Raw genomic sequence first — 22,340 nt, 5'->3', positions numbered from 1 at the left:
ATGTGAGTTCCGGAGTCATCGTCGCGGGGGCCGGGCCGGCCGGCCGCGCCCTCGTCCACCGCCTGGCCCGTGCCGGCGTACCGGTCACCCTGGTCGATCCGTCCCCCGACCGGGTCTGGCGGTCCACGTTCGCATGCTGGTCCGACGAGTTGCCCGAGTGGGTCGAGCAGTCCGCCGTCGCCGCCCGGACCGCGCGCATCGGGATCGCGGGCCGCGAACTCGAGGAGGTGGCCCGCGGGTACACCGTCTTCGACACCCCCGGCCTGCAACGGTCACTGACCCTCGACGGGGTTCCGACCCGTTCCGCTCGGGTGGTCGAGATCGACGGCGCGCGTGTGCATCTCGATGACGGTTCGGTCCTGACCGGCGATGCCGTGGTCGACTGTCGCGGTGCGCTCCCCCACGACGCACCTCGACAGACGGCGTACGGGATCGTCGTCGACGCGGAGGTGGCCGCACCCGTGCTGGACGGGCACGAGGCACTGCTCATGGACTGGCGGGGTGGCGCGACAGACCGCCGGGCGCTGCCGTCCTTTCTGTATGTCGTGCCGCTCGGCGGGGGCGAGTACCTCCTCGAGGAGACCTGCCTCGCCGGGCATCCCGCCCTCGGTCTCGACGAACTCGAGCGCCGCCTGGCCGCGCGGCTCGGTGGGATGCCGTCGGGGATCCGGCGGGTCGAGCACGTCGACTTCCCGCTGACCGGTTCGTCACCACACCCCTGGCGCGATCCGGTTTTCCGGTTCGGCGCCGCGGGCGGATTCAAGAACCCGACGACCGGCTACAGCGTCGCGACATCGTTGATGTGCACCGACGCCGTGGTGGCCGCTCTCGCCGCGGGTCGAGACCCCGCCGCGGATCTGTGGCCGCCGTCCACCCGTGCGGTACACAACCTGCGCCTCCGTGGGCTCAGCGCCCTGCTGGGGCTCAGTCCGTCGCAAACGGTCGCGTTCTTCGAGGCGTTCTTCACGATGCCCCTTACCGCACAACGCAGTTACCTGAGCAAGCGGGACGATCTCACCGGCACGATGAGCGCGATGACCAGGGTCATCGCCGCGGTCGACATGCGTACTCGCGTCGTGGTGGCGCGGGGTGCGATGTCCACCCCGGCGTGGGTCGGCGACGCCGGCTGATCACCGCCGCAGAGCCCGCCAGCGTCGGATCACGTCATCGACGTCGACGGTGTGCGCGACGACGCTGTGCGGCAGCGCCATCTGGCGGGCGGCGAGATGTGCCTCGCGCACACGGCGATTGAAGTCGACGAGGATGTCGCGGACCGCGTCCTCGTCGGCGATCTGGCGCAGCGACTCCGGGAAATCCTGTGCCTCCCGGCGCAACAGCAGCGGCGCGGGGAGCAACGCCGACGAGTCGAGGTTCTCCTCGCGGATCTTGCGCTTGACCCACCAGTCGGGATCGTCGCTGTCGGTCAGATCCAACGGCTTCCCCGCGCCCGGTAGGTTGTCGAATTCGCCGCGTTCGGTGGCCTCTCGGATCATCCGCTCGACCCGCGACTCGAAACGCCTCATGCGATCAACTCCCCGCACGGAAGTGCCCTACCGGCGAACAAGCGCCGGACCCGGTCGTCGATCATGACCGGGGCCGGCGCAGTGGTGTGTCCGATCGTCGGTCAGACGGTGAAGCCGAGGGCGCGGAGCTGCTCGCGACCGTCGTCGGTGATCTTGTCGGGGCCCCACGGCGGCAGCCAGACCCAGTTGATCTCCATGTCGGTGCACAGACCGCTGGAGACCAGCGCACCGCGCGACTGGTCCTCGATCACGTCGGTCAGCGGACAGGCCGCCGAGGTGAGGGTCATGTCGATCTTCGCGACCGCGTCGTCGGTCACCTCGATGCCGTAGACCAAACCGAGGTCGACGACGTTGATCCCCAGTTCGGGGTCGACCACGTCGCGCATCGCCTCCTCGACGTCCTCGATGGCCGGCAGCGACGTCGCGGGCGCGGCGGGTGTCCCCGTCACGCCGGTGTCGGTGGCCGCGGTCGTCGGTGTGTCCGTGGTGGCAGTGTCGTCACTCATGCTGTCTCCGCTCGTGTCTCGTGGCTGTCCATCGTCTGCGCGAGTGCGTCCTTGAAGGCCATCCAGCCCAGGAGCGCGCATTTGACGCGTGCCGGGTATTTGCTCACCCCGGCGAAGGCGATCCCGTCGCCGATGACGTCCTCGTCACCGGCGTCCTTGCCGCGGGAGGTCATCATCGCGTTGAACGACTCGACGGTGGCCAGTGCTTCCCCGACCGGCCGGCCGACGATGAGGTCGTGCAACACCGACGTCGACGCCTGCGAGATCGAGCATCCCTGCCCGTCGTAGGACACGTCGTCGATGCTCGAACCGTCGTCGGAGACCGCCACGCGCAGGGTGACCTCGTCACCACAGGTCGGGTTGACGTGGTGGACCTCGGCACCGAACGGTTCACGGAGTCCGCGCCCGTGTGGGTGTTTGTAGTGGTCCAGGATCACTTCCTGGTACATCTGTTCCATCCGCATGGCTCAGACCGTCCCGAAGAACTTCTGCGCCGTGACGATCGCGGCGGCGAGCGCATCGACCTCGGCGAACGTGTTGTACGCGGCGAACGACGCACGTGCGGTGGCGGCGACGCCGAAGCGCCGGTGCAGCGGCCACGTGCAGTGGTGACCCACCCGAATGGCCACGCCCTCGTCGTCGAGGATCTGCCCGAGATCGTGGGCGTGGATGCCGTCGACGAGGAAGGCCACGGCGCCGCCGCGGCTCTCCGGGGTCGACGGCCCGATGATCCGCACACCCTCGATGTCGCCGAGCTGCTCCAGCGCCCGCGCGGTCAGCGCATGCTCATGCGCGGCGACGGCGTCCATGCCGAGAACGGTCAGGTAACGCACCGCGGCACCGAGTCCGACGACCTGCGAGGTCATCGGCACGCCCGCCTCGAACCGTTGCGGCGGCGGAGCGTACGTCGACCCCTCCATGGTCACGGTCTCGATCATCGAGCCGCCGGTGATGAACGGCGGCAACGCATTCAACAGATCGGACTTGCCGTACAGCGCTCCGACGCCACTGGGTCCGAACATCTTGTGCCCGGAGAAGGCGGCGAAGTCGACGTCGAGAGCACGGAAGTCGACCGGCATGTGCGGCACCGACTGGCAGGCGTCGAGCACGACGAGTGCGCCGACCGCGCGTGCGCGGGAGACCAGCTCGGCCACGTCGGCGACCGCCCCGGTCACATTCGACTGGTGTGTGAAGGACACGACCTTCACCGACTCGTCGAGGGTCAGCGAATCCAGGTCGATTCGACCTTCGTCGGTCACCCCGAACCAGCGGAGCGTCGCGCCCGTGCGGCCGCAGAGCTCCTGCCACGGAACGAGATTGGCGTGATGCTCCAGCTCGGTGATGACGACGGTGTCGCCGGGGCCGAGCGCCGAACCCCCGAGGAGATCCGCAGACCGCGGGTCGCCGAGGGTGTAGGTCACGAGGTTGAGTGCCTCAGTTGCGTTCTTGGTGAACACGAGCTCGTCGGCGGACGCCCCCACGAACGCCGCGATGACCTCCCGGGCGTCCTCATACGCGTCGGTCGCCTCCTCGGCGAGCTGATGCGCGCCGCGATGCACCGCGGCGTTGTGGTGCGTGAGGAAGTACCGTTCGGCGTCGAGCACCTGGACCGGACGCTGCGAGGTCGCCCCGGAATCCAGGTACACCAGCGGCTTTCCGTCGCGGACGGTGCGCGAGAGGATCGGGAAGTCGGCGCGCAGCGAATCGACGTCCAGGGCGGTGGAAACCTCTGTCGAGAGTGTCACCTGATACACCTCCTGTGCTGGTCGGCTCGGATCGGTCGGGCGGTCTCAGCCGGCCTTGGCAGCCGAGGTGAAACGCTCGTAACCCTTCTCCTCGAGCTCATCGGCGAGTTCGGGACCGGCGGATTCGACGACGCGACCGTTGACGAAGACGTGCACGAACTCCGGCTTGATGTAGCGGAGGATGCGCGTGTAGTGCGTGATCAGCAGGATCCCGCCGTTGTCGCGCTCCTTGTACCGGTTCACGCCCTCGCTGACCACCCGCAGGGCGTCGACGTCGAGTCCCGAGTCGGTCTCGTCGAGGATCGCGATCCGCGGCTTGAGCAGATCGAGCTGGAGGATCTCGTGACGCTTCTTCTCACCGCCGGAGAAACCCTCGTTGACGCTGCGCTCGGAGAACGACGGATCGATGTCGAGCGAGGTCATCGCCTCCTTGGTCTCCTTGACCCAGTGGCGCAACTTCGGCGCCTCACCGCGCACGGCGGTGGCGGCGGTCCGCAGGAAGTTCGACATCGAGACGCCGGGCACCTCGACGGGGTACTGCATGGCGAGGAACAGCCCGGCGCGGGCGCGCTCGTCGACGCTCATCTCCAGGACGTCCTCACCGTCGAGGGTGATCGAGCCCGAGGTCACCTCGTATTTGGGGTGGCCGGCGATGGCGTACGACAGCGTCGACTTGCCGGAACCGTTGGGGCCCATGATCGCGTGGGTCTCCCCCGACTTCACGGTCAGGTCGACACCCTTGAGGATGTGGATGGGCTCGGCGTCGGTGTCGGTCTGCGCGACGTCGACGTGCAGATCGCGGATTTCCAGTGTGGTCATAGTCTTAGAATTCTTTCTCCGGGCTGGGGAAGTTCGTGTGGCTGATGTCCGGCGGTCAGGCGCCGGCGAGTTCGAGTTCCTGCTCGACCGCGGCGGACAGACGCTCGCGCAGTTCGGGCACACCGATCTTCGCGATCACCTCGCCGAAGAAGCCGCGGATAACCAGGCGGCGGGCCTGATCCTCCGGGATACCGCGGGCCTGCAGGTAGAACAGCTGCTCGTCGTCGAAACGTCCAGTGGCACTGGCGTGTCCGGCGCCGACGATCTCGCCGGTCTCGATCTCGAGGTTGGGCACCGAGTCGGCGCGCGCGTTGTCGGTGAGCACCAGGTTGCGGTTGAGCTCGAAGGTGTCGGTGCCCTCGGCCTCGGCGCGGATCAGCACGTCGCCGACCCACACGGTGTGGGCCTCACGGCTGCGATCGCCGGAGACGTCGCCCTGCAGCGCGCCCTTGTAGACGACGTTCGAGCGGCAGTGCGGCTGGCTGTGGTCGACGAGGAGGCGCTGCTCGAGATGCTGACCGGCGTCGGCGAAGTACAGACCCCACATCTCGACGTCGCCGCCGGGCGCGTCGTAATGGACGATCGGCGACAGCCGAACCAGGTTGCCGCCGAAGCTGATCGCGAAGTGGCGGACCACGGAGTCACGGCCGGCGCGCACGTGATGCGTCGCGACGTGGACGGCGTCGTCCTCCCAGTCGTGGATGTTCACGACGGTCAGTGCGGCACTGTCGCCGACGACGAATTCGACGTTCTCCGCGAACGTGCCGCTGCCCTTCTGATCGAGGACGACGACGGCGCGCGCGAACGCCTCGAGCCGGATCTGGGTGTGGCCGAAGGCGGTCTCGCCCTCGCCGGGGCCGGTGACCGTGACGGTGACCGGCTCGGCGAGCTCGACCTCGCGGCCGACGGTCACCACGGTCGCCTGCGTGAACGACGAATACGCCTGCGCGGCAACACGGTCGAACGGCACGCCGCCCTCGCCGAGGCGCTTGTCGTCGCGACCGATGGTCTCGACCTCGACGCCCTCGGACGCTCCGGTCACTTCCACGGTCGCCTCGCCGGACCGCTGCGCGGACCCGTCGTGCAACCCGCGGAGACGACGGAACGGGGTGAACCGCCACGCCTCCTCGCGGGGACTCGGCACCTCGAAGGCGTCGACGTCGAACGAGGTGAACATCTCACCCTTGTTGACGACGGGCGCCGCCGAGCCGGGAGTGGTCACGGGCAATGTGGGATCGGCCATCAGCCGACAGCTCCTTCCATCTGGAGCTCGATCAGGCGGTTGAGCTCGAGCGCGTATTCCATCGGCAGTTCTTTGGCGATCGGCTCGACGAAGCCGCGGACCACCATGGCCATCGCCTCGTCCTCGGTCAGACCGCGACTCATCAGGTAGAAGAGCTGGTCGTCGCTGACCTTCGAGACGGTCGCCTCGTGACCCATCGTCACGTCGTCCTCGCGGATGTCGACGTACGGGTAGGTGTCGCTGCGCGAGATGGTGTCCACCAGCAGCGCATCGCATTTCACCGTCGACCGGCTGCCGTGCGCACCGTTGTTGATCTTGATCAGACCGCGGTACGACGCCCGGCCACCGCCACGGGCCACCGACTTCGAGACGATGTTGCTCGAGGTGTTCGGCGCGAGGTGGACCATCTTGGAGCCGGTGTCCTGGTGCTGGCCCTCACCCGCGAACGCGACCGAGAGGACCTCGCCCTTGGCGTGCTCGCCGGTCAGCCAGACCGCCGGGTACTTCATGGTGACCTTGGAACCGATGTTGCCGTCGATCCACTCCATGGTCGCGCCGGCCTCGGCCTTCGCGCGCTTGGTCACCAGGTTGTAGACGTTGTTCGACCAGTTCTGGATGGTCGTGTAGCGGCAGCGGCCGCCCTTCTTCACGATGATCTCGACGACCGCGGAGTGCAGCGAGTCCGTCTTGTAGATCGGCGCGGTACAGCCCTCGACGTAGTGCACATAGGCACCCTCGTCGACGATGATCAGCGTGCGCTCGAACTGGCCCATGTTCTCGGTGTTGATCCGGAAGTAGGCCTGCAGCGGGATGTCGACGTGGACACCCGGCGGCACGTAGATGAAGGACCCACCCGACCACACCGCGGTGTTGAGCGCGGAGAACTTGTTGTCGCCCGCCGGGATGACGGTCCCGAAGTACTGCTGGAAGATCTCCGGGTGCTCCTTGAGCGCGGTGTCGGTGTCGAGGAAGATCACGCCCTGCTTCTCGAGGTCCTCACGGATCGAGTGGTAGACGACCTCGGACTCGTACTGCGCCGCGACACCGGAGACGAGACGCTGCTTCTCCGCCTCGGGGATGCCGAGCTTGTCGTAGGTGTTCTTGATGTCCTCGGGCAGGTCGTCCCACGTGGCGGCCTGCTTCTCGCTGGAGCGCACGAAGTACTTGATGTTGTCGAAGTCGATGCCCTCGAGCCCCGCACCCCAGCCGGGCATGGGCTTCTTGTCGAAGATCTTGAGGGCCTTGAGGCGCTGCTCGAGCATCCACTCGGGCTCGCTCTTCTTCGCCGAGATGTCGGCGACGACCGCCGGAGACAGTCCGCGCTTGGCGCTCGCGCCCGCGACGTCGGAATCGGCCCAGCCGTAGCCGTACTTGCCGAGGGCGGCGATCGTCTCCTCCTGGGTGAGGGGCGCCGCTGGGGTCGGGGTGGCCGGATCGGTGACAGTCATCGCGTGGCCTTTCGGGTTGTCGTGGCGGTCGGTGTCTGGTTCGGGGTGGCGCGGGGCGATACGGGCTGCGTATCGGGGTCCGCGACGGCCCCGGGTCGGTCTTCGGTGGTCCCACCCGGCGGTGGGTGGATCGGCACATGGGTGGTGCAGGCGCAGTCACCGTTGGCGATGGTCGCCAGACGCTGCACGTGCGTGCCGAGCAGTTCGGTGAAGACCGCGGTCTCCGCCTCACACAGCTCCGGGAACTCGGTGGCGACGTGCGCCACCGGGCAATGGTGCTGGCAGATCTGCATGCCGGTCCCGACCTGACGCGTGTTGGTCGAGTACCCCGCGCTGGTGAGCGCGTCGGCGATCTCGTCGACCGTGTCGGCGACGGTCACCGGACCGGTGCTGGGACGGACACCGGCCACGATGCGTTCGACGCGCTCGCGCGCGAACTCGGCGACCGCGTCGGTGCCGCCGAGATCACGCAGCTTACGCATCGCCGCACCGGCCAGGTCGTCGTAGGCGTGGCGCATCTTGCCGCGTCCGGAAGCGGTGAGCTGGAAGTACTTGGCGGGTCGGCCCCGGCCGCGTTGGCCGAACCCCGGCGAGGCGACCTCGATGTCCCCGGCGCCGGTCAGGGCGTCGAGATGGCGACGGACGCCGGCCGCCGAGATGCCGAGCCGCTCGCCGATGTCGCCGGCGGTGAGCGGGCCGTCTTCGACGAGCAGGGTGACCACGGCCTCCCGGGTCTGACCGTCGTGGTGCGCGTCGACACCTCCGGTCACTCCGGCACCCGTACCAGCGGAGGGCACGGCGCCGGCACTGCCAGAAGGCAGCACAACATCGTTCCGCATGGTTTTCACAACACGAGTGTGACGTAATTACTTCCCTGCTGCCAGCAAGGGTGCCCTTATCGCAGGGGGTCGTGAGGCCACCACGTCCGGCGATTACAGTCGTCGTGTGCCCGAAACCACAGCTCCGCGCCGCGTGCCGGACTACTTCGGACTCGTGTGGACCCGCTTGGTCGCCCTGCTCGACTATCTCGGACTGCGCAAACAGCGCCCTGCGGCTGCCGGCGCCGAACCCGGCGACTACGGCAAGACCGTGGCCCGCCTGCACGACGACGAGCGCGAGGTCGGCCCGCTCAACGCCGAGGAGACCCGCCGGCTCCGCCGGATCAAGCTCTTCGGCGCCACCGGCTCGGTACTGATCCTCATCGGCGCCCTCGGGACCGGTGCGGTACCCGTACTGCAGAACCCCGTTGCCGGGATGCGCGTCCTGTCGTTGCCGTCACGCATGTTCGGCACCGCCCTCGCGCTTTCCATCGGCGGCGCGATCACCCTGGTCGTCGCGTGGTTGTTGCTCGGCCGGTTCGCAGTCGGCCGGTTCAGCGTCGAGGTCCGCCACGGCCGGAGCCCGGAGCGCCGCATGAGCCGCCGCCAGGCCGACCGGACCCTCATGCTGTGGATCGCCCCGATCATCGTGGCGCCGCCGCTGCTGAGCAAGGACATCTACTCGTATCTCGCGCAGAGCGCCATCGCCTTCCGGGGCATGGATCCGTACTCGGTCAGTCCGGTCCGCGGACTCGGCGTGGACCACATTTTGACCAGGTCGGTGCCCAACCTCTGGCGCGACACCCCCGCGCCCTACGGCCCCTTCTTCCTGTGGATCGGCGAGGGCATCACCAAGGTCACCGGCGACAACATCACCGCCGCGATCTTCCTGCACCGCGTCGTCGCACTGATCGGCGTCGCGCTCATCGTCTGGGCACTCCCCCGCCTGGCCCGCCGCTGCGGGGTCTCGTCGGTGGCCGCACTCTGGCTGGGCGCGATGAACCCGCTGGTCATCCTGCATCTCGTCGGGGGCATCCACAACGAGGCCCTCATGCTCGGCCTGATGCTGGTCGGTCTCGAGTTGAGTTTCCGCGCCATCTACGGCGCCGAACGACTCCGCCGACCCGGGACCCTCGTCCCCACCCGAGCGGGCTGGTTGCTCATCGGCGGCGGTGCGGTGCTCGCAGCCTCGGCGATGATCAAGGTCACCTCGATGCTCGCCCTGGGCTTCGTCGGCATCGCCCTGGCCATGCGGTGGGGCGCCACCCTGCCCGTGCTCCGGCACACGCCGATCCGGGAATGGTGGGGTCGCTCCCGGTGGTCGGTGTACATGCTGAGCGCGTCGGCGGCCTTCTACGTGGTGGTCCTGGGCATCGTGATGATGGGGATCTCCCTCGGCACCGGGCTCGGCTTCGGCTGGACGGGCACGTTGTCGACGGGCGAGATTGTCCGCTCGTGGATGTCGATGCCGACCCTGTTGTCGGTGACCACCGGCCGGATCGGCGTCACCCTCGGCCTCGGCGAGCACACGCAGGCGATCCTCGAGGTGGCCCGTCCCATCGGCCAGCTCGTCGCCGCCCTGTTCATCGTCCGGTGGATGCTCGCCACCCTCGGCGGCCGGCTCCACCCACTCGGCGCACTCGGTGTGTCGATGGCCACAGTCGTGCTGTTCTTCCCGTTCGTGCAGGCCTGGTACCTCCTGTGGGCCGTGATCCCGCTGGCCGCGTGGGCCACCGGCGCCTGGTTCCGGATCTCCACCATCGCGGCGTCGGCGATCATCGCCATCGTGGTGATGCCCACGAGTTCGAACACGAGCGGAGTGGTTCTGGCACAAGGACTTCTGGCCGGCGTGATCATGGTCGCGGTTCTCACCGCCCTGTTCTTCGAGGACCGCGCGCCCCGTCGTCGACGCCGCCGCGAGCCCGTGTCGGACGACGACGAGGCCACGGCCGGGTCGGCGTCGGCACGACGATGAGCGCATGCGCCGTGTGCCCGGTCACCGCTTTTCGTCCCTGGGCTCCGAGCGCCTAGTCTGACCAGTGTGCGCAGCACGACCTCTCGGCAGATCAACGACGACGATCGGGTGAACGATCGTCGGCTCCGCGATCCCGGGTCAGCCGCCTCCGCCGGCACCCCGGCCGCCACTGCGGCGGCCGTCGAGGTCCGCGGTCTGGTCAAGCGCTTCGGTGACCGCACCGCGGTCGATCGGCTCGATCTCACCCTCGAACGCGGCGAGATCCTCGCCCTGCTCGGTCCCAACGGCGCGGGCAAGACCACCACCGTCGAGATCTGCGAGGGCTTCACCGCACCCGACGCCGGCAGCGTCCGCGTCCTGGGTCTCGATCCCATCGCCGACAACGACGCGCTCCGGCGCCGCATCGGCGTCATGCTGCAAGGCGGTGGCGCCTACCCGGGAGCCCGGGCCGAGGAGATGCTGCGCCTGGTGGCCGCGTATTCGGCCGATCCCATCGATCCCGAATTCCTGCTCGACGCTCTCGGCCTGACCGAGGTGCGTCGTACGTCCTACCGACGTCTGTCCGGTGGCCAGCAGCAGCGCCTAGCCCTCGCCTGCGCGGTCGTCAGCCGCCCCGAACTGGTCTTCCTCGACGAACCGACCGCCGGCCTCGATGCCCACGCCCGCCTCGTCGTGTGGGAACTCATCGACCGGCTCCGGGCCGACGGAGCATCCGTCCTGCTCACGACTCATCTGATGGACGAGGCCGAGGAACTCGCCGACCACGTCGCGATCATCGATCACGGCCGCGTCGTCGCCGACGGGACACCCGCCGATCTCACCAGCACCGGCGCCGAGAACGAACTGCGCTTCACCGCACCACGTGGACTCGACCTGTCGATGCTGGTGCTGGCCCTGCCCGAGGACTACCACTGCACGGAGGCCACCCCCGGCTCGTATCTGGTCATCGGTCCGATGACGCCGCAGGTGCTGGCCACGGTGACCGCCTGGTGCGCCAAGATCAACGTCCTCGCGACCGATCTGCGCGTGGAGACCCGCAGCCTCGAAGACGTCTTCCTCGATCTCACCGGACGGACCCTTCGACCGTGACCTCATCCGCACCCACCGGGCTCCCCCGCCCCGCCGACCGTGCTGCCGGAACATTCCCCGACGGTCTGTTCCGCCCCGCTCCCCGGGCGGCGTCGCTGCCGGCGATGATCGCCGCGCAGAGCGGCCTCGAACTCAAGCTCCTGCTGCGCAACGGCGAGCAGTTGCTCCTCACGATGTTCATCCCGATCACGCTGCTCGTCGGTCTGTGCCTGCTGCCGATCGACACCGGGTTCGGCGACGGCCCCGCCGAGCGGGCGGCGCTGTTCGTCCCGGCGATCCTGACCGTCGCGGTGATGTCGACGGCGTTCACCGGACAGGCGATCGCCGTCGGGTTCGACCGTCGCTACGGCGCGCTGAAACGCCTCGGCGCGACGCCGATACCGCGCTGGGGCATCATCGCCGGCAAGTCGATCGCGGTCCTCGTGGTGGTCGCGCTGCAGTCGGTGATCCTCGGTGGAATCGGCGCCGCGTTCGGCTGGCGACCGAGCCCCCTCGGTCTGCTCATCGGTGCGGTGGTCCTCGCGGTCGGCACCGCGTGCTTCGCGGCTCTCGGGCTGCTGCTCGGCGGCACCTTGAAGGCCGAGGTCGTGCTGGCACTGGCGAACCTGCTGTGGTTTGCGTTCATCGGCCTCGGCAGTCTGGTCGTCGTCGACTCCAACATCCCCGACGCCGTGCACTGGATCGCGCGGTGCATCCCGTCGGGGGCATTGAGCGAGGCGCTCGAGATGGCCTCGGAAGGTTCGTTCGACGCCTTCGGGGTGGGTGTCTTGCTGGTGTGGGCCGCGGTGGCCGGCACCTTGGCGGTGAGGTGGTTCCGATTCCGATGACATCCGATACTTCGAACGCCCCGGCGACGGCCCGGTCGGGCGATCATCCCGCGGCCGCCGGCGACGCGCGCCGGCCGCTGACCGGTCCGTGGCGGTTCGTCCCCGGCTTCGGCCGGCCGACGGCACGATTCGTGCATCGCTGGGCCATCGCCCTGCTCGTCTCGAACGTGGGCATCGTGGCCACCGGCGGCGCCGTGCGCGTGACCGCCTCGGGCCTCGGTTGCCCGACCTGGCCGCGGTGCACCGACGAGTCGTTCGTGCCGCACGGCGAACTGGGCATGCACGGCGCGATCGAGTTCGGCAACCGTCTGCTCACCTTCGTGCTGATCGTCATCGCCATCGCGACCTGGGTCGCCGTCCTGCGGTTGGCCGGAGCGGCGCGCCGGGACAAGTGGCTGGTCACCCTCATCGCGCTCGGCATCCCGTTCCAGGGGGTGATCGGCGGGATCACGGTCCTGACCCAGCTCAACCCGTGGGTCGTCGCGCTGCATTTCCTGCTGTCCATGGCATTGGTCTCCGCATCCACCGTGCTCGTCTACCGGATGCGTCCGTATCCGACGCCGACCGCGCCCGGATCGCACGACGCCGACGCTCCCTCGACCGCCACACGCCGACTCGGCATCTACCTCGCCTGGCTGGTCTATCTCGTCACCTGGGGCACGATCTACCTCGGCACGGTCGTGACCGGCTCCGGCCCGCACGCCGGCGATGTGGACGCCCCGCGGAACGGTCTCGACCCCGGCAACGCGACACAGCTGCACGCCGACGCCGTCTTCACCCTCGTCGGGCTCGCGATCGCGGCCCTCGTCTACGCACGGGTGTTCGCGCGGCCGCAACAGCGCTCGGCAGTGGTGTTCATGCTGCTCCTGCTGCTCCAGGGCCTGATCGGGTTCGTGCAGTTCGCCACCGATCTGCCCATCGCCCTCGTCATCGCGCACATGTTCGGCAGTGCGGTCCTGCTCATCGGCGCCACCTGGCAGCTCCTGATCGCGCGGAACCCGATCGTCAAGGATCCGGCGACGAAAAAGGCAGACCCGCTGCGCGAGTCTGCCTGATCGAACTCCGGCCTCAGAGGATGGCGCGGTTGCGCGCACGCGGGAAGCGCTTCTGCCGCGCGACCCAACCCGCCATCTTGCGGTAGTGCGACGTCGACACCGTGGTCTCCGAGGTGAGGTCACGGTCCCATTCGGCGATCTCGAGACCGTCGACGGCGTCGACCACGGCCTGCGCGGTCGCGAGATCGGGCACAACCCGGTCCCCGAGGATGCCGTTGGCGTCGCCGACGAGCGTGATCCGCACACCGGCGTCCCCGATCGCCTGGAGGACGACCTTCGCGCTGCCACCTTCGCGCTCGACGAACTTGCGTACCGAGGCGACGACCTCGGTGGGTGCCTCGACCTTCTGCTGCGTGCCCGAGTTCTCGCCGTCGGTGGTGTTCGTCATGGGGGTCAGCATACCGGGGCGATTCCGGCGTGTAGAACGGTGTCGTGCGAGCTATCCAGGTGACCCGCCACGGCGGACCCGACGTCCTGACCTTCGGCAGCGTCGACGATCCCATCCCCGCCTCCGACGAGGTGATCGTCCGGACCGCAGCGGTGGGCGTGAACTTCATCGACACCTATCTGCGCCGGGGCCTCTATCCCTCCACACCGCCCTACATCCCCGGCACCGAGGGCGCGGGCATCGTCGTCGCGACCGGCTCGGATGTGACGTCGCTGCAGGAAGGTCAGCGGGTGGCGTGGTGTGCGGCCCCCGGTTCGTATGCGGAGCTTGTCGCGGTCCCGGCCTCGAAAGCGGTCCCGGTACCCGACGCGGTCGACGACGCGGTGGCCGGGTCGTCGCTTCTCCGCGGTCTCACCGCGCACTACCTCCTCGACGGGAGTGCTCATCCCCAAGCCGGCAACACGATCCTGGTGCACGCCGGTGGCGGTGGTGTCGGCCTGATCCTCACCCAGCTCGCCAAGCGCCGCGGACTGACGGTCATCACGACGGTCTCGTCCGACGAGAAGGCGGAACTCTCGCGCGCCGCGGGGGCGGATCACGTCCTGCGCTACGGGGAGGACCTGAGTTCCCGCGTCCGTGACCTCACCGACGGACGCGGCGTGCCGGTGGTCTACGACGGCGTCGGCGCCGACACGTTCGAGCAGTCACTGGCCTCGACCGCGGTCCGGGGGATCATCGTGCTCTTCGGGGCGGCGAGCGGGCCGGTTCCGCCGTTCGACCTCCAACGTTTGAACGCGGCGGGATCGCTGTCGGTGACGCGGCCGACACTGGCGCACTTCACCGACACGGCCGAGGAACTGAACCGCCGGGCCGGCGAGTACTTCGAGGCGATCGTCGACGGCAGTGTCGAGGTGCGCGTCGGCCAGCGTTACCGATTGGCCGATGCGGCTGCCGCACACACCGACCTGGAGGCACGTGTCACCACGGGTTCGACGGTGCTGTTGCCGGCCGGGACGTGAGCCGCGCTCAGAAGTAGGACGAGATGGTCTGCAGTCCGACGACCGCGTCGATCGCGAGTCCGCAGAACACGATGGCGAGGTACTCGTTGGACTGCAGGAACACCTTCAGCGGTGCCACCTCGGCACCGCGCTTGGTGTCGCGGTACAGCTTGGTCACCCGCTCCAGGAACCAGCCACCGGCGGTCAGCGCGATCACGGTGTAGATCCAGCTCGTCGCCGGGATCAGCAGCAGTGAGGTCACCACGGTGAGGACCGTGTAGATCAGCATCTGGCGGGTGACGCGTTCTTCGGTCGCGATGACCGGGAGCATCGGCACACCGGCCGCCTTGTAGTCCTCCTTGTAGCGCATCGCCAGCGCCCAGGTGTGCGGCGGCGTCCAGAAGAAGATGACCGCGAAGAGGACGATCGGCTGCCAGCTCAGCGACCCGGTGACCGCGGCCCAACCCACCAGGGTCGGCATACAACCCGCGGCGCCGCCCCAGACCACGTTCTGCCAGGTCCGACGCTTGAGGATCAGCGTGTAGACGCCGACGTAGAAGAGGATCGTCGCCGAGACCAGCAGCGCCGAGAGGAGGTTGGCGGCGAAGTACAGGACCGCGAAGGACGCCGCCCACAACGCGAGACCGAAGATGAGCGCGCTCCGCGGCGCGACCGCGCGGCGGGCCAGCGGACGCCGAGCCGTGCGCTTCATCTTCTTGTCGATGTCGGCGTCGGCCACCATGTTGAGGGTGTTGGCGCTGCCGGCGCCGAGCCAGCCACCGATGAGGGTGAAGGCGATGACCGCGATGTCGACGTGGCCGCGGTCGGCCTGCAGCATGACCGGGATCGTGGCGACGAGAAGCAACTCGATGACACGCGGCTTGGTCAGCGCGATGTAGGCGAGCACCGTCGCACGCACACGCCCGGCCCACGATTGATCGGCCGGTGCGACCGTTTCGGTCGATACCTGCGGATTCGATGCGGTGTCGGTCGAGTGAGATGCGGCGGAACTGTTCCCGCTCACACGCTCCCCTATCCTCACGAACACTCCTCGTCCGCCCGCACAGACGCCCGCGGGCTACTACGGAGCATGGTAGACGTTTGCCTCTGCGAACCGTGAATCGAGGCATGGCACCGCCATGCGCGAGCTCTCGACCGGCGATGACGCCAGAACTCGCCGGTAACCATCGGTCGGCGCGCAACGCGCGGCCGGCGCCGATTACTCTGGACGCGTACGCGCCGACGATCGTCGGTGGCCGACACCGGTCAGCGCCGATACCGATCAACGCCTACACCGATCACGCTGGTACCGGTCGCCCTGGTACCCATCGCCCCTTCTACGACCTCCGACCGAGTACGAATCGCACCGAGCAGGCACAGGAGACCTTCAGCATCGTGGCCGACACAGACGAGATCCGCGCTTTGACCACCCCCCGCCACCCGGACGACTGGACCGACCTCGACACCCGCGCCGTCGACACGGCCCGGATCCTGGCGGCCGACGCAGTGCAGAAGTGCGGAAGCGGACACCCCGGTACCGCGATGAGCCTTGCTCCGCTCGCCTACACCTTGTTCCAGCGAGTCATGCGTCACGACCCGACCGACACCGACTGGGCCGGGCGCGACCGCTTCGTCCTCTCGTGCGGACACTCGAGCCTGACGCTCTACATCCAGCTCTACCTCGGCGGGTTCGGTCTCGAGCTGTCCGACATCGAGGCGCTGCGGACCTGGGACTCTCTCACGCCGGGCCACCCCGAGTTCCGCCACACCCGCGGCGTCGAGATCACCACCGGCCCGCTGGGTCAGGGCCTCGCCTCGTCGGTCGGCATGGCGATGGCCGCCCGACGCGAACGCGGCCTGTTCGACCCCGATGCGGCGCCCGGACAGAGCCCATTCGACCACTACATCTACGTCGTCGCCTCCGACGGCGACATCGAAGAGGGCGTGACGTCGGAGGCCAGCTCGCTGGCAGGCACCCAGCAGCTCGGCAACCTGATCGTGTTCTACGACCAGAACCAGATCTCGATCGAGGACGACACCGACATCGCGTTGTCGGAGGATGTCGCGAAGCGCTACGAGGCCTACGGCTGGCACGTGCAGACCGTGGAGGGCGGCGAGGACATCGTCGCCATCGAGGCGGCGATCGAGGCGGCCCAGCAGGTCATCGACCGGCCGTCGATCATCTGCCTGCGCACCATCATCGGCTACCCCGCCCCCAACATGATGAACACCGGCATGGCCCACGGCGCGGCGCTCGGCGAAGACGAGGTCGCGGCGACGAAGAAGGTCCTCGGTTTCGACCCGGAGAAGAACTTCGAGGTCACCGACGAGGTGATCGGCCACACCCGCAAGCTCATCGACCGCGGTGCCGAGGAACGCACGGCGTGGACGTCGTCGTTCGATGCCTGGGCGGAGAAGAACCCCGACGCCAAGAAGCTGTTCGATCGGCTCACCGCCCACGAACTGCCCGAGGGCTGGACCGACGTGCTGCCCAGCTGGAACGTCGGCGACAAGGATGTCGCGACCCGCAGCGCATCGGGCAAGGTGCTCGGCGCGCTCGCGCCCGTGCTGCCCGAGCTGTGGGGCGGCTCGGCCGACCTGGCCGGCTCCAACAACACCACCATGGACGGCGAGCCGTCGTTCGGACCGACCTCGATCAGCACCAAGAAGTGGTCGGCCAACCCCTACGGCCGCACCCTGCACTTCGGTGTCCGTGAGCACGCCATGGGATCGATCCTGTCGGGCATCGCGCTGCACGGGCCGACCCGCGCCTACGGCGGTACCTTCCTGCAGTTCGCCGACTACATGCGTCCCGCGGTCCGCCTCGCGGCGCTGATGGAGATCGATCCGATCTACGTCTGGACCCACGACTCGATCGGTCTGGGTGAGGACGGCCCGACCCATCAGCCGATCGAGCACCTGGCCGCGCTGCGCGCGATCCCGAACCTCGACGTCGTCCGGCCGGCCGACGCCAACGAGACCGCATACGCCTGGCAGCACCTGCTCACCCGCCGGAACCATCCGGTCGGCCTGGCGCTCACCCGCCAGAACATCCCGATCCTGGAGGGCACCTCGGCGCAGGGCGTCGCCAACGGCGGATACGTCCTGAGCGACTCCGAGGGTGATCCCCACGTCGTGCTCATCGGCACCGGCTCCGAGGTGTACCTCGCCGTCGATGCACAGAAGGCGCTGGCGGAGAAGGGAATCAAGGCGCGAGTCGTTTCGATGCCCTGTGTCGAGTGGTTCGATGAGCAACCGCAGGGGTACCGCGACCACGTGCTGCCGCCGTCGGTTCCGCGCGTCGCCGTCGAAGCCGGTATCGCCATGCCGTGGTACCGCATCGTCGGCGCCGGTGGCGAGATCGTGTCGATCGAACACTTCGGGGCCTCCGCCGACTACAAGGTGCTGTTCACCAAGTTCGGCATCACCGCCGAGGCCGTGACCGCGGCCGCCGAGCGCGTCGTCGCGGGCTGAGCGCCAACAACCCACAAGGAGAGAATCGTGACCCAGAACGAGAAGCTCGCCGAACTGTCCGCCGCCGGAGTTTCGGTGTGGCTGGACGACCTGTCCCGGGACCTGATCAGCTCAGGTGACCTTGCCGAACTCATCAGCACCAAGTCGGTCGTCGGGGTGACCACCAACCCGTCGATCTTCCAGGCCGCGCTGTCGTCGGGCCATGCCTACGACGACCAGGTCAACGAACTGGCCGCACGGGGCGCCGACGTCGACGCCACCATCCGGACGGTCACCACCGACGACGTGCGCAACGCCTGTGACGTCCTCGCCGCGACCTACGAGTCGACCGACGGCGTCGACGGACGCGTGTCGATCGAGGTCGATCCGCGCCTCGCCCACGACACCGACGCCACGGTGGCACAGGCCGTCGAGCTGTGGAAGATCGTCGACCGGCCGAACCTGCTCATCAAGATCCCGGCCACCGAGGCCGGGCTCCCCGCGATCAGCAAGGTCATCGCCGAGGGCATCAGCGTGAACGTGACGCTGATCTTCTCGGTCGAGCGCTACGAGAAGGTCATCGCCGCCTACCTCGACGGCCTCGACGCCGCCGCCCAGGCCGGCCACGACCTCTCCCGCATCCACTCCGTCGCCTCGTTCTTCGTGTCGCGGGTGGACACCGAGATCGACAAGCGACTCGACGCCATCGGCACCCCGGAGGCCACCGAGCTCAAGGGCAAGGCCGCACTGGCCAATGCACGTCTCGCCTACTCGGCCTACCAGCAGGTCTTCGAGGTCGAGTCGCGGTTCCCCGAGCTGCTCGCCAAGGGCGCCCGCCCGCAACGCGCACTCTGGGCGTCGACGGGCGTCAAGAACCCCGACTACCCGGACACCCTGTATGTGAGCGAGCTCGTCGCGCCCAACACGGTCAACACGATGCCGGGCAAGACGATGGACGCCTTCGCCGACCACGGCTGGGTCAACACCGAGTCGATCATCGGTCTCGCGGCCGAGTCGCAGGAGATCTTCGACAAGCTCGTCGCGGTGGGCGTCGACCTGACCGACGTCTTCCTGGTCCTGGAGAACGAGGGCGTCAGCAAGTTCGAGGACGCGTGGAACGATCTGCTCAGCGCGACCGCCGAGCAACTGTCCGCGGCGAACAAGGGCTGACCGCAGGTGGCGGGAGGCGAGGAGTCAACCGGGACCGGTTCGTGGACCAATCCGCTCCGTGACCCGCAGGACAAACGGCTGCCGCGCATCGCGGGACCGTGCAGCCTGGTCATCTTCGGGGTCACCGGCGACCTCGCCCGCAAGAAGTTGATGCCGGCGGTCTACGACCTCGCCAACCGCGGCCTCCTGCCACCGTCGTTCGCCCTCGTCGGCTTCGCTCGGCGCGACTGGACCGACGAGGACTTCGGCGCCATCGTCCACGACGCCGTCCGCGAACACGCACGGACCGGATTCCGCGAAGAGGTGTGGGAACGCCTCGCCGAGGGATTCCGGTTCGTGCAGGGCGCATTCGACGACGACGCCGCCTTCGACAGGCTGCGCGACACGCTCAAGTCACTCGACGTCGAACGCGGGACCGACGGCAATCACGCGTTCTACCTGTCGATTCCGCCGGGGGCCTTCCCGACGGTCTGCGAGCAGCTCGAGCGCAGCGGTCTCGCCACGCCGACTGGCGACAGCTGGCGACGGGTGGTGATCGAGAAGCCGTTCGGCCACGATCTCGAGTCCGCGCGTGAACTCAACGCGATCGTCAACAACGTCTTCCCCGAGTCGTCGGTGTTCCGGATCGACCACTATCTGGGCAAGGAGACCGTCCAGAACATCCTGGCCCTGCGGTTCGCCAATCAGCTCTTCGACCCGCTGTGGAGCTCGCATTACGTCGACCACGTCCAGATCACCATGGCCGAGGACATCGGACTCGGCGGCCGGGCGGGTTACTACGACGGGATCGGCGCGGCGCGCGACGTCATCCAGAACCACCTGCTGCAGCTCATGGCCCTGGTCGCGATGGAGGAGCCGATCTCCTTCGAGCCCAAGCAGTTACAGGCCGAGAAGATCAAGGTCCTCGCCGCGACGCGCAACGTCCTGCCGATCGACGAGAACACCGCCCGCGGTCAGTACGGACCGGGTTGGCAGGGCAGCGAGAAGGTGCCGGGCCTCAAGGAGGAGGAGGGTTTCGCGAAGGACTCGAAGACCGAGACCTTCGCCGCCATCGCCCTCGAGGTCGACTCCCGCCGCTGGGCAGGGGTCCCGTTCTATCTGCGCACCGGAAAGCGCCTGGGCCGTCGCGTCACCGAGATCGCACTCGTCTTCAAGCGCGCTCCGCACCTGCCGTTCGACCAGACCATGACCGAGGAACTGAGCCAGAACGCGCTCGTGATCCGGGTCCAGCCGGACGAGGGCATCACCCTCCGATTCGGGTCGAAGGTCCCCGGGTCGAGCATGGAGGTCCGGGACGTCAACATGGACTTCAGCTACGGCACCGCCTTCACCGAGGCCTCGCCGGAAGCGTACGAGCGTCTCATCCTCGACGTCCTGCTGGGTGAACCCTCGCTGTTCCCCGTCAACGAGGAAGTCGAATTGTCGTGGCGCATCCTCGATCCGGTGCTCGACCATTGGGCCGAGTCGGGGTCGCCCGACACCTACGAGTCCGGGACGTGGGGGCCGCGTTCGGCCGAGGAGATGATGGCCCGCACCGGTCGCGCGTGGCGCCGGCCGTGACGAGACGTCCGTACGCCCGCACCGTCCGATCCGTTCAGGAGGCCTCCCGATGATCGTCGAACTGCCCGACACGTCGACCGGAAAGGTCGCCAAGAAGATCATCGAGGTGCGCGCCGCAGGCGGCGCGCTGAGTCTGGGTCGCGTGCTCACCCTGGTCGTGTGCGTCGAACTCGGTGAGCCGATGGAAGGGGCCATCGAGGCGGCGGTCGGCGCGAGCCGCGAGCACCCCAGCCGCGTCATCGTCGTGTATCGCGGTGTGCGTGAAGGCGACTCACGGCTCGATGCGCAGATCCGCGTGGGCGGCGATGCCGGCGCCTCCGAGGTGGTCGTGCTGTCGCTGCAGGGCGAACTCGCCGACCATCCGGACAGCGTGGTGACCCCCTTCCTCCTCCCCGACACCCCGGTCGTCACCTGGTGGCCGGGCAAGGGACCACGACGCCCCGCCGACGATCCGCTCGGCAAACTCGGGCACCGGCGCATCGTCGACGCGAGCAAGGCGGGCGACTCGCTCACGGTGCTGGCGCAGCGCCTCGAGACCTACTCCCCCGGCGACACCGACCTCGCCTGGACCCACATCACCCACTGGCGCGCGATCCTCGCGTCCGCGGTCGACCGACCGCCGCACACCCCGATCACCGAGGTCGTGGTCACCGGGTCGCAGAACTCGCCCTCGGTGGACCTGATCGCCGGTTGGCTGCGGTCCACCCTGAACGTCCCGACGCGACGCCGCCGCGGCAGTTTCGAGATCCGACTCCACCGCGACGAGGGTCCGACCATCCTCGCCGTCGACGAGGAGAACAACGCCGTGCTGACGATGCCCGGCAAACCCGATGGACGCGTCGCCATGGGCCGGCGTGAACTTCCCGCGTGTATCGCGGAGGAGCTACGACGACTCGACACCGACGAGGTGTACTTCGAAGCACTCAAGGGTGTCCCCGAGGTCGAGTTCACAGATGACACCGAAGGAGTTGCCGCCCGATGACCACCGAGACCCTCGTCTTCGACTCCAAGCAGGAACTCGTCGAGACCGCCGCGACCCGGTTCGTGGATCTCGTGACCCGAGCCCAAGCCGAACGCGGCGTCGCGAGTGTGGTGCTGACCGGCGGCAGCAACGGGATCGGCCTGCTGTCGGCGCTCGCCGCCGACAGCGGCACCATCGACTGGTCCAAGGTCGACATCTACTGGGGCGACGACCGTTTCGTCCCCGCCGACGATCCGGAACGCAATTCGGGTCAGGCGCGCGAGGCGCTGCTCGACACCGTGCCCGTCGACCCGTCGCGGGTGTTCCCGATGGCGCCGTCGGACGGACCGCTCGGCGACGACATCGAGGCCGCCGCCGCGGATTACGCCGCGATTCTCGCCGGCCGGTCGAGCGACGGCGTGGCGCCGGAGTTCGATCTCCATCTGCTCGGCATGGGCGGTGAGGGACACATCAACTCGTTGTTCCCGCACACTGCGGCCACCGCGGAGACCACGAAGTCGGTGGTCGCCGTCGAGGATTCGCCGAAGCCGCCGCCGCGCCGGATCACCCTGACCCTGCCCGTCGTCAACCGTTCCCGGCAGGTGTGGTTCCTGGTCGCCGGCGCCGACAAGGCCGAGGCGGTCGGTGCCGCACACGGTGGCGCGGACCCGGCCGACTGGCCCGCCGCCGGGGCGCGCGGCACCGAGGAGACCATCTGGTTCCTCGACGACGCGGCCGCCGCCGACATCCGGTGACCGTCCG

At 68.5% G+C, this 22,340-nt stretch carries 21 protein-coding genes; 11 read left to right on the top strand and 10 right to left on the bottom strand.

The features are described from left to right. The first annotated feature begins 2 nt into the window (after positions 1-2). Positions 3-1,130: a lycopene cyclase family protein gene (locus GR168_RS11350; RefSeq protein WP_159370744.1), complete on the top strand. Its 1,128-nt coding sequence runs from the start codon at positions 3-5 to the stop codon at positions 1,128-1,130. Here the strand turns inward: GR168_RS11350 and GR168_RS11345 are convergent, their stop codons facing one another. The 8 genes from GR168_RS11345 to GR168_RS11310 all read right to left on the bottom strand — a co-directional run bounded on the left by GR168_RS11345 (position 1,131) and on the right by GR168_RS11310 (position 8,123). Then, positions 1,131-1,523 (bottom strand): DUF1992 domain-containing protein, encoded by a 393-nt coding sequence (locus GR168_RS11345; protein ID WP_159370743.1) that lies wholly within the window; start codon positions 1,521-1,523, stop codon positions 1,131-1,133. It lies immediately after the preceding gene. Positions 1,524-1,624: 101 nt separating this feature from the next. Further along, positions 1,625-2,029: a metal-sulfur cluster assembly factor gene (locus tag GR168_RS11340; RefSeq protein ID WP_082652858.1), complete on the bottom strand. Its 405-nt coding sequence runs from the start codon at positions 2,027-2,029 to the stop codon at positions 1,625-1,627. Then, complete coding sequence (gene sufU, locus GR168_RS11335; RefSeq protein WP_058250382.1) at positions 2,026-2,493, bottom strand: Fe-S cluster assembly sulfur transfer protein SufU; 468 nt, start codon at positions 2,491-2,493, stop codon at positions 2,026-2,028. Before sufU ends, GR168_RS11340 begins: the two co-directional genes overlap by 4 nt. Before the next feature lie 3 nt (positions 2,494-2,496). Next, entirely contained in the window at positions 2,497-3,774 is a 1,278-nt protein-coding gene (locus tag GR168_RS11330; RefSeq protein WP_065632225.1) for a cysteine desulfurase, read from the bottom strand. 45 nt (positions 3,775-3,819) lie between these two features. Then, complete coding sequence (sufC, locus tag GR168_RS11325) at positions 3,820-4,593, bottom strand: Fe-S cluster assembly ATPase SufC (RefSeq protein WP_065632165.1); 774 nt, start codon at positions 4,591-4,593, stop codon at positions 3,820-3,822. A gap of 55 nt (positions 4,594-4,648) precedes the next feature. After that, positions 4,649-5,836: a Fe-S cluster assembly protein SufD gene (gene sufD, locus GR168_RS11320; protein ID WP_065632164.1), complete on the bottom strand. Its 1,188-nt coding sequence runs from the start codon at positions 5,834-5,836 to the stop codon at positions 4,649-4,651. Next, positions 5,836-7,284, bottom strand: coding sequence for a Fe-S cluster assembly protein SufB (gene sufB / locus GR168_RS11315; RefSeq protein WP_058250379.1), 1,449 nt, complete (start codon positions 7,282-7,284; stop codon positions 5,836-5,838). The genes sufD and sufB overlap by 1 nt, the downstream gene beginning before the upstream one ends. Continuing rightward, a complete protein-coding gene (locus GR168_RS11310; protein WP_058250378.1) occupies positions 7,281-8,123 on the bottom strand; it encodes a metalloregulator ArsR/SmtB family transcription factor in 843 nt (280 codons plus the stop codon). The genes sufB and GR168_RS11310 overlap by 4 nt, the downstream gene beginning before the upstream one ends. Positions 8,124-8,256: 133 nt before the next feature. On the opposite strand from GR168_RS11310, the gene mptB reads away from it, so the two are divergent. The 4 genes from mptB to GR168_RS11290 all read left to right on the top strand — a co-directional run bounded on the left by mptB (position 8,257) and on the right by GR168_RS11290 (position 13,048). Continuing rightward, positions 8,257-10,077 carry a polyprenol phosphomannose-dependent alpha 1,6 mannosyltransferase MptB gene (gene mptB / locus GR168_RS11305; RefSeq protein WP_065632162.1) on the top strand — a complete coding sequence of 607 codons (1,821 nt, stop codon included), beginning with the start codon at positions 8,257-8,259 and terminating at the stop codon, positions 10,075-10,077. 66 nt (positions 10,078-10,143) lie between these two features. Then, complete coding sequence (locus tag GR168_RS11300) at positions 10,144-11,166, top strand: ABC transporter ATP-binding protein (protein ID WP_065632161.1); 1,023 nt, start codon at positions 10,144-10,146, stop codon at positions 11,164-11,166. 65 nt (positions 11,167-11,231) lie between these two features. Further along, positions 11,232-11,993, top strand: a complete 762-nt coding sequence (locus GR168_RS11295) for an ABC transporter permease (RefSeq protein WP_238995089.1) — start codon at positions 11,232-11,234, stop codon at positions 11,991-11,993. Further along, positions 11,990-13,048, top strand: a complete 1,059-nt coding sequence (locus GR168_RS11290) for a COX15/CtaA family protein (RefSeq protein ID WP_065632224.1) — start codon at positions 11,990-11,992, stop codon at positions 13,046-13,048. Before GR168_RS11295 ends, GR168_RS11290 begins: the two co-directional genes overlap by 4 nt. 13 nt (positions 13,049-13,061) lie before the next feature. On the opposite strand, the gene GR168_RS11285 is transcribed toward GR168_RS11290, so the two are convergent. Then, positions 13,062-13,448, bottom strand: coding sequence for a hypothetical protein (locus tag GR168_RS11285; RefSeq protein WP_065632159.1), 387 nt, complete (start codon positions 13,446-13,448; stop codon positions 13,062-13,064). 32 nt (positions 13,449-13,480) lie between these two features. Here GR168_RS11285 and GR168_RS11280 point away from each other — a divergent pair, with 32 nt between their 5' ends. Continuing rightward, on the top strand, positions 13,481-14,455 hold the full coding sequence (locus tag GR168_RS11280; protein WP_159370742.1) for a quinone oxidoreductase: 975 nt from the start codon (positions 13,481-13,483) through the stop codon (positions 14,453-14,455). Positions 14,456-14,462: 7 nt separating this feature from the next. Here the strand turns inward: GR168_RS11280 and GR168_RS11275 are convergent, their stop codons facing one another. Then, on the bottom strand, positions 14,463-15,458 hold the full coding sequence (locus GR168_RS11275; RefSeq protein ID WP_065632157.1) for a heme o synthase: 996 nt from the start codon (positions 15,456-15,458) through the stop codon (positions 14,463-14,465). A gap of 371 nt (positions 15,459-15,829) precedes the next feature. On the opposite strand from GR168_RS11275, the gene tkt reads away from it, so the two are divergent. The 5 genes from tkt to pgl are packed head-to-tail and all read left to right on the top strand — an operon-like array spanning position 15,830 to position 22,333. Then, the gene (tkt, locus tag GR168_RS11270) at positions 15,830-17,908 is read left to right on the top strand and encodes a transketolase (RefSeq protein ID WP_159371902.1); all 2,079 of its coding nucleotides are present in this window, start codon (positions 15,830-15,832) and stop codon (positions 17,906-17,908) included. A gap of 27 nt (positions 17,909-17,935) precedes the next feature. Next, complete coding sequence (gene tal / locus GR168_RS11265) at positions 17,936-19,057, top strand: transaldolase (protein WP_065632156.1); 1,122 nt, start codon at positions 17,936-17,938, stop codon at positions 19,055-19,057. Positions 19,058-19,063: 6 nt separating this feature from the next. After that, on the top strand, positions 19,064-20,617 hold the full coding sequence (gene zwf, locus GR168_RS11260) for a glucose-6-phosphate dehydrogenase (RefSeq protein WP_065632155.1): 1,554 nt from the start codon (positions 19,064-19,066) through the stop codon (positions 20,615-20,617). A gap of 49 nt (positions 20,618-20,666) precedes the next feature. Continuing rightward, positions 20,667-21,599, top strand: a complete 933-nt coding sequence (locus GR168_RS11255) for a glucose-6-phosphate dehydrogenase assembly protein OpcA (RefSeq protein ID WP_065632154.1) — start codon at positions 20,667-20,669, stop codon at positions 21,597-21,599. Then, positions 21,596-22,333 carry a 6-phosphogluconolactonase gene (gene pgl / locus GR168_RS11250; protein ID WP_058250369.1) on the top strand — a complete coding sequence of 246 codons (738 nt, stop codon included), beginning with the start codon at positions 21,596-21,598 and terminating at the stop codon, positions 22,331-22,333. The genes GR168_RS11255 and pgl overlap by 4 nt, the downstream gene beginning before the upstream one ends. Positions 22,334-22,340 lie beyond the last annotated feature (7 nt).

Source organism: Gordonia sp. JH63, from assembly GCF_009856645.1.
In the GTDB taxonomy this organism is placed as follows: Bacteria; Actinomycetota; Actinomycetes; order Mycobacteriales; family Mycobacteriaceae; genus Gordonia; species Gordonia hongkongensis.
This window is presented reverse-complemented; position numbering and strand designations above follow the sequence as displayed.

Bases quoted from the DNA above. Each gene is read 5' to 3' on its own strand.
- sufD (WP_065632164.1), bottom strand. From the start codon at position 5,836: ATGGCCGATCCCACATTGCCCGTGACCACTCCCGGCTCGGCGGCGCCC.
- sufU (WP_058250382.1), bottom strand. From the start codon at position 2,493: ATGCGGATGGAACAGATGTACCAGGAAGTGATCCTGGACCACTACAAA.
- GR168_RS11340 (WP_082652858.1), bottom strand. From the start codon at position 2,029: ATGAGTGACGACACTGCCACCACGGACACACCGACGACCGCGGCCACC.
- GR168_RS11290 (WP_065632224.1), top strand. From the start codon at position 11,990: ATGACATCCGATACTTCGAACGCCCCGGCGACGGCCCGGTCGGGCGAT.
- pgl (WP_058250369.1), top strand. From the start codon at position 21,596: ATGACCACCGAGACCCTCGTCTTCGACTCCAAGCAGGAACTCGTCGAG.
- GR168_RS11345 (WP_159370743.1), bottom strand. From the start codon at position 1,523: ATGAGGCGTTTCGAGTCGCGGGTCGAGCGGATGATCCGAGAGGCCACC.
- sufB (WP_058250379.1), bottom strand. From the start codon at position 7,284: ATGACTGTCACCGATCCGGCCACCCCGACCCCAGCGGCGCCCCTCACC.
- GR168_RS11255 (WP_065632154.1), top strand. From the start codon at position 20,667: ATGATCGTCGAACTGCCCGACACGTCGACCGGAAAGGTCGCCAAGAAG.
- sufC (WP_065632165.1), bottom strand. From the start codon at position 4,593: ATGACCACACTGGAAATCCGCGATCTGCACGTCGACGTCGCGCAGACC.
- GR168_RS11285 (WP_065632159.1), bottom strand. From the start codon at position 13,448: ATGCTGACCCCCATGACGAACACCACCGACGGCGAGAACTCGGGCACG.
- GR168_RS11310 (WP_058250378.1), bottom strand. From the start codon at position 8,123: ATGCGGAACGATGTTGTGCTGCCTTCTGGCAGTGCCGGCGCCGTGCCC.